We start from the raw sequence: 6,243 nt of genomic DNA, 5'->3' as shown, positions 1-6,243 counted from the left end.
AGAGCGGGCAGGGGGCCGGTGCCCGTGCCGTCCGCGGACTCCAGCAGCTCCCAGGCGCGGTAGAGCTCCCGGGCGAGCAGGTCGCGGCCGTCCGGGCCGACGTGCGCGGTGCACGGGCGGACGGGCTCGGTGGGGGTGGCGATGGAGATCGCCGGGCCCGACTGCCCGGCGGCGCCCACCGGTTGACGCCAGTCCCAGGCGGCCCAGGTGGCGAAGAAGTGCCGGAGCAGTCCGGCGCCGGTCAGGCCGGGGGCGTCGTGGACGGTGCGGGCGGCGAGCAGCGCCCAGGCCAGACCGGGCAGGCCGCCGAAGGGGGCGGAGTCCAGGCCGCGTGCCCGGGCCCAGGCCTTGACCTCGCGGGCGAGACCCGCGAAGCGGTCATGGTCATCGGCGAGTTCGAGGACCGCGTCGGCGTCGCTGACGGCGCTCAGCGCGACGGCGGCGGCCTCGCCCAGTTCGGTGCGGCGGGCCACGGCCTCGGCGGGGTCGAGGCCGCCGGTGGCGACGACGACGAGGTCGACGTCCAGCGCGCCGACGCGGAAGCGCAGTCCCGGCACCCGGGCGCCGGTCACCTGCCGGAGGCGGGTGGCCTCCGGCAGCCCGGCGGCCACCTTGACCCGGACCTCCGCCATGTCCACCGTGCCCGGCAGCGCCGCGACGAGGTCGAGGTCGGCGCCGGGCAGCGCGCACCCCATGCGGCGGGAGCCGGCGAGGTGGACCACGCCGTCGCCCAGGGCGTCGGCGACGCGCCGCGCGGTCTCCTCGGCGTGCGGGACGTCGTCGGGTGCCCCGGTGACGTCGGGTGCGCCGGTGCCGGCGGTGTCGGGTACCCAGCGCAGCTCCCCCGTGCCGAGTCCGAGCGTGGCCCGGACCCGCATCGGTTCGTCCCCGCGCCGGGAGAGCAGGACGAGTTCGCCGACCTGTGCCGTCGTCCCGCGCAGCCGGGCCGCGCACTCGGCGGCCACCCGCAGCGGGTCCCGGGTGCGGCCGAGCGACAGATGCGGGGTGAAGCCCTCGGCGCGGCCCCTGCAGCGGGGGAAACGGCGGGCGAGGGCGTGCTGCAGGACCGCCCAGGAGGTGCCGCCGTCGGCCGCCGGGTCGAGCCAGACGGTGGCGTCCTCGCGGTGCCCGAAGGTGTGCACCCCGTCGAGGCGGGCGGTGAAGGGAAGGACGCCGGCCGCGGCCTCGGACAGGAGCGGCGCCGCGCGCTCGAACGCGGCCTCCGGCACGAAGCCGAAGAGCAGGTTGACGTGCGGCGGCCAGCGGTGGATCTGCGGATCGTGGTCACGGCGGACGGCCTGGACCGCGGGCCACGACCCGTCCGGTGGCAGCCAGGCCACGGCGGTGCGCGCGGTGGGCGGCAGGCCGAGGACGTCCTCGGCTTCGTCCTCCGCGCCCGCCGCGAGGGCGAGGGTGACCTCCACGCCGTAGTGGTCGGAGACGAACAGGCCCTCCGCCGTCGGGGCGTCGCCGCGCAGTGCGGCGCCGGTGACACGGGGTCCGCCTTCGCGCAGCAGGACGCGGTCGAGCCGGGAGGCACGGCCGCTGAGCGAAGAGACCGCCGCCAGCGGGTTGACGGCCGGGTCGAAAGTGGGGGTGTGGTCGTCCGGCCCGTGCGCCTCGGTCCACGCGTCGCGCAGGCCGAGGGCGAGGGCCGGCCCGTCGCTTCCGTCGTTGAAGTCGCCGAGCAGCAGCAGGTCGCCCTCGACGCCGGCGAGTCCCTCGGCGAGCCGGGCGAGTTCGGCCTGTCTGCGGGCCGGACCGTCCTCGGAGTGGTCGCTGCTGAGGTGGGTGACGGCGGCCACGAGCGGACCGGCGGCCGTCTCGACGGTGATCGCGGCGACGGCCTTGTGCGGGCCGAGGGTGTGCCGGGCGGCCTCCCGTACGGGCAGCCGGCTGAGCAGCAGCACCCCGCTGTCGTCGGTGTCACGTCCGTCCGGGTCGGTGCCCAGGGTGTAGCGGGAGCGCACCCAGGGGGCCCGCAGCAGCATGTCGAGCAGCGCGGGCTCGACCTCCTGCAGGGCGATGACGTCGGCGTCCGCCTCCTCCAGGGCGCTCAGCAGCAGGGGGCGGCGGCGGTCGGTGTCGATGCGGTGGCTGTCGTACCGGTCCCACAGGGTGTTCCAGGTCAGGACCCGCAGCCGGCCGCCGCCCGCCGTGCCCGCCCGGCCGGGTGTCGCCCGCCCGGATGGCCGCCAGCGCTGCCCGTCCTCGTCCCAGGCGTGCGGGACGCGGGCGGTGAAGAACGGCGGGCGCAGCAGGCGCGGATCGCGGACGCGTCCGGCGTCGGTGGCGTCCATGCGGTCGGTGCCGGTGGCCCGGTCCCAGACGAGCTCTCCGTCCGCCTCGACGAACAGCACGCGGTGCCAGGGGATCTCGCCACCGGGCACGAACGCGGGCAGCGGGATGCGCTTGGGCGCGGCGCCGCGCTGGTGGACGCCGATCACGAAGCGCGCCGGGTCGAACCGGGCGTCCCAGCGGACGCGGTGGTAGATCTCCTCGCTGGTGCGCATGTCACGCCTCCTGTCCGGCCGCGGCGCCGCCGCCGAGCGAGCCGTCGGTGTCCTCGACGGTGCCGCCCGCGCCGACGTACCAGGTGCGGTGGGCCTCGCCGGGGTACGGCGGGGCGAACCGGCGGGCCTGCGCGGTCAGCACGGCGGGGGGCACCGGGTGGGCGCGGCCGGCGTTGCGCCGGGTCAGCTCGTCCTCGTCGACCAGGGTCACCGCGTGCGTGATCAGGGCGTCGCGGCGGCGGGCCACCGCGTGCACCAGGGAGCGCTGGTGCGGATTGAGGGACGTGGCGTCCCACACCACCGTCGCACGCCCGGCCAGGGCGGTGTCGAGCCGGCGCAGCCCCTCGCGCAGGACGTCGGCGTTGGCGCGCTGGTCGGCGCGGGAGCCGCGGGCGAGGCGCAGGTCGTCCAGGGCGATGCGGACGGCCGCGCCGGGCAGCGTGCCGGCGAAGGTGCTCTTGCCGCTGCCCGCCGGTCCGGTCAGATGGATCAGACGGGGGAGCTCCGCGGAACGCCACCGCCAGGTGGCGGCCACGGCCTCCTCCGCGCCGCCGATCCGCCCGGCGGCGTACGCGGCGCGGGCCTCCGCCCAGCAGCGGTCGGCGGCGGCGGGGTCGAGCCCGGCGAGGGCTCCGCGCAGTCCGTGGCGCAGCGGGCCGAACGGGTCGGGTCCGAGCAGGCCGGCCTCCTCGGCGTGCAGCGCCGACCATTCGGTCTGCTCGCGGGCGGCGTCGTCGGGCGCCGCGGCGGCCGCCACGGCGTGCAGGACGCCCAGGTCGGCAGCGAGCGCCATGCGGGCCAGGCCGGCCGCGCGCGCCTCGTCGGGGTACGGGCGGTGCAGGGCCGCGTGCAGTCCGGCCAGGTCGGCCACGCGCCGGGCCTGGGGCATGGTGAGCGGCCCGGCGAGGCGGGCCGCCAGGCGGGCGCGGGGGGTGTCGTGCAGCAGGGCGGCGAGGACCCCGGCCAGCCGGGCGTCCCCGGTGCGGCCGAGGACGTCCAGCCGGGCGGAGACGTCGGCGGCACGGTCGGCGGCGCAGGGGCCGGTGACGGCGACGCCCACGGCGGCGGCGAGCGCGCCGGCGTCCGGGGCCGCGCCGGAGCGCACCGCCCACAGCGGGGCGGCCGGGCCCAGACCGTTCTCCACGACGGGGGCGTGCATCCAGTGGGTGCCGGTGGTCACATGGGCTGCGCGTACCCACTTGGCGACGTGGCGGCCGAACTCCTCGTACCGGAAGCCGTCGACGGTGCGGACGACGTAGCCCTCCTGGCGCGAGGTGTCCAGGCGCAGGGCGCGCAGCGCGCGTTCGTCGTACGTGCCGCGCCACAGCACGGGGGGCACCGGGATCCCGAGGCGCCGCAGGAATCCGGCCGTGCGGTCCCAGTCCAGGCACCGGTCGCCGTCCCAGACGGAGAAGCCGTAGAACCAGCTGTCCAGGTCCTGGTAGGCGAGGGAGTGGCGGGCGTGCAGGTTCTCCCCGCACACCCGCAGGCCGGGCGGGAGGGAGGGGCCGATCCGCCCCTGGAGCGCCTTGACCCACGCCCGGGAGGGGTGGTGGGCCGAGTCGAGCGACCGGGCGTGCATCCCGTCCCGGTAGAGCGTGGTGTTCTCGCCGTCGAGTTTCTCGGTGACGACGACCTCGCGGCCCCGGAGCGCTCCGGCGTCCCCGGCGCGTATGTCGTCCGGCGTGGCCCCGGGCGACCAGGGCAGGTGAGGTGTGCGTGGATAGTGCGTGCGCATGGTGCCGGATTCCCCCGTGACGATGTGGTGCGCGCTCACTGTAGGAGCGCGGGAGCCCGTGGGCCACCGATTAATCGAGGCGCACCACCGGGGAGGAATGAATTCCGGGAAAACGAACGGTTAATGCGTGGCATCCCCATTCCCGATACATATAAGCCAATTAACTGGGTGCTAAGTTCTGCCCGTGAACGATTCCGGCTTCCTCACGCTCAATAGGCTGCTCCCCCTGCCGACACGTCGCCGCACCCTCCGGCCGGCGCTGTGGGGCGGGGCTATCACGGCCGTCGTCCTGCTCGGCTACTCGGCGATCACCTCGGGCATGAACGGGGACCTCCGGTACGTGCTGGCCTGCCTGCGCAGCGCGAAGGGCGGGGGATTCTCGGTATCGGACACCTTCGTGCACCGGCCGCTCTTCTACCGCTGGTTCGTGGCCGGTCTGGACTCGCTCACCTTCGGATCGACCGCGACCCGCGAGATGATCATCCGCATCGCGGCCGTCCTGCTCTGCGCGGCGACCGGTCTGGCCCTGCGCACGGCGCTGGCCCGGCGGCTCCCGCTGCGCGACGCGACGCTCACCGCCGCAGTGGTGGCGCTGGCACTGGCCTTCGCCCCCAAGATCGACTTCCTGCAGCCCGAGTGGACCGCGACCTTGCTGTCGGTCCTGGCGATCGCCGCCGCCCTCGGCATCGAACGGCCGTGGCCGGCGGCCGCCGTGGCGGCACTGCCGCTGGGCCTGGCGGTCATGATGAAGTACTCCACCGCGGCCACCGCCCTGATGGCACTGCTGCTGCTCTTCGCCGTCGACCGGATGCGCGCGGTGCGGCTCGGCCTCGTCACGGGCGTCTCCTCACTGGTGCTCTTCGGGATCAGCGTCCTGGCCGGCTCCCGGGAGCTGCAGTGGGCCAAGGACATGCCGAAGATCAACCAGGGCGCCCTCACCCGCAAGGGGCTCGACCCCTCCTTCCTGCTCGACAAGTCCGCGTCCTTCCTGGTGGACCGGGCCTACCTCAGCCCCGTCGTCGCGCTGCTGCCTGCGGCGCTGCTGCTGTTGCTGTCCCGTCAGGAGGACCGCCGCCGCCGCGCGGAACTGGCCGCGCTGGCCGCCCTGATCATCCTCGTGTGCGTGGCCGCGGTCGCGGTGCAGGGCAACTGGTTCGGCTACCACGCCGCCTCCCTCCCGGTGGGCGCGGCCGCGCTGTGGGGCCTCGCGGTCGCCGCCTGGTACCGCGCGCACGGCAGGCCGCCGCTGTTCTTCACCGCGGTCACGGCGGTCTACGCGGCCTTCGTGCCGTTCGCCGAGCAGTCCCCGCACGCCGTGCAGGGCGTCGCCGCCGGCTGGGCGGCCGCCCTCGTCGCACTGCTCGCCGCCACGGCCGACCTGCTGCTCGCCCGCAGGACCGCCGTACGCCCGGCCCGCCCCGGCCGGTTCGCCGCCGCCGCCGTCGCGCTCTCGGCGGTCGTCGGGGTCTTCTGCCTGGCCGCCGCGATCTGGCCCGGCTCGCCGCAGCTGATGAACGCCGGCCACGTCGTCTACGGCAACGGTGCCTTCGCCGCGCGGTCCGACCAGACCGCGGTGGAGGCCGCCGAGGTCAACCGGCAGATCCCGGACGGCGCGCCGGTCCTCTACCTCGCCTTCGGCGACGTGGCGTACTACGTGGGCCACCCGACGCCGTGCCGCTACCCCGTCCCGACGTTCCTGCAGCGCACCAAGTACCTGCCGGACGTCAACAAGCTGCCGTCCTACAAGGAGAACCTCCGCTGCATCACCGACGACCCGGCCTCCTACGCGGTCCTGCAGCGCTCCTGGTTCCAGCTCGCCAACGTCGACAAGGCCCTGGCGGCCACCGTCGAGTCCACCTACGACTGCCCGCCCCTGACCGGCAACTGTCTCTTAAAACCTCCCCCAGCCCCCCGAGCCCCCCCTACCTCTCTTATCCCGCTTCTGTTTTAAAAAAAAAACAAAGACAAATAACCAGACAAACACGATAGCTG

Annotated in this window: 3 protein-coding genes; 1 reads left to right on the top strand and 2 read right to left on the bottom strand. The window is 75.3% G+C overall.

Annotated features, from left to right (window positions below):
- Together PV341_RS43095 and PV341_RS43090 are read right to left on the bottom strand one after the other, a co-directional pair.
- On the bottom strand, window positions 1-2,513 hold a 2,513-nt coding region (locus tag PV341_RS43095), incomplete at its 3' end, for a poly(A) polymerase (RefSeq protein ID WP_500360742.1).
- 1 nt (window position 2,514) lies between these two features.
- Window positions 2,515-4,251 carry an RNA ligase family protein gene (locus PV341_RS43090; RefSeq protein WP_500360740.1) on the bottom strand — a complete coding sequence of 579 codons (1,737 nt, stop codon included), beginning with the start codon at window positions 4,249-4,251 and terminating at the stop codon, window positions 2,515-2,517.
- Window positions 4,252-4,435: 184 nt separating this feature from the next.
- Between PV341_RS43090 and PV341_RS43085 the strand changes: the two genes are divergently transcribed.
- Entirely contained in the window at window positions 4,436-6,202 is a 1,767-nt protein-coding gene (locus tag PV341_RS43085) for a hypothetical protein (RefSeq protein ID WP_500360738.1), read from the top strand.
- The last annotated feature ends 41 nt before the right edge of the window (window positions 6,203-6,243 follow it).

The organism is Streptomyces sp. PA03-1a, from assembly GCF_033792805.1.
Taxonomy (GTDB): Bacteria; Actinomycetota; Actinomycetes; order Streptomycetales; family Streptomycetaceae; genus Actinacidiphila.
The sequence above is the reverse complement of the archived record's forward strand: the minus strand, read 5'-3'. Positions and strand labels throughout refer to the sequence as shown.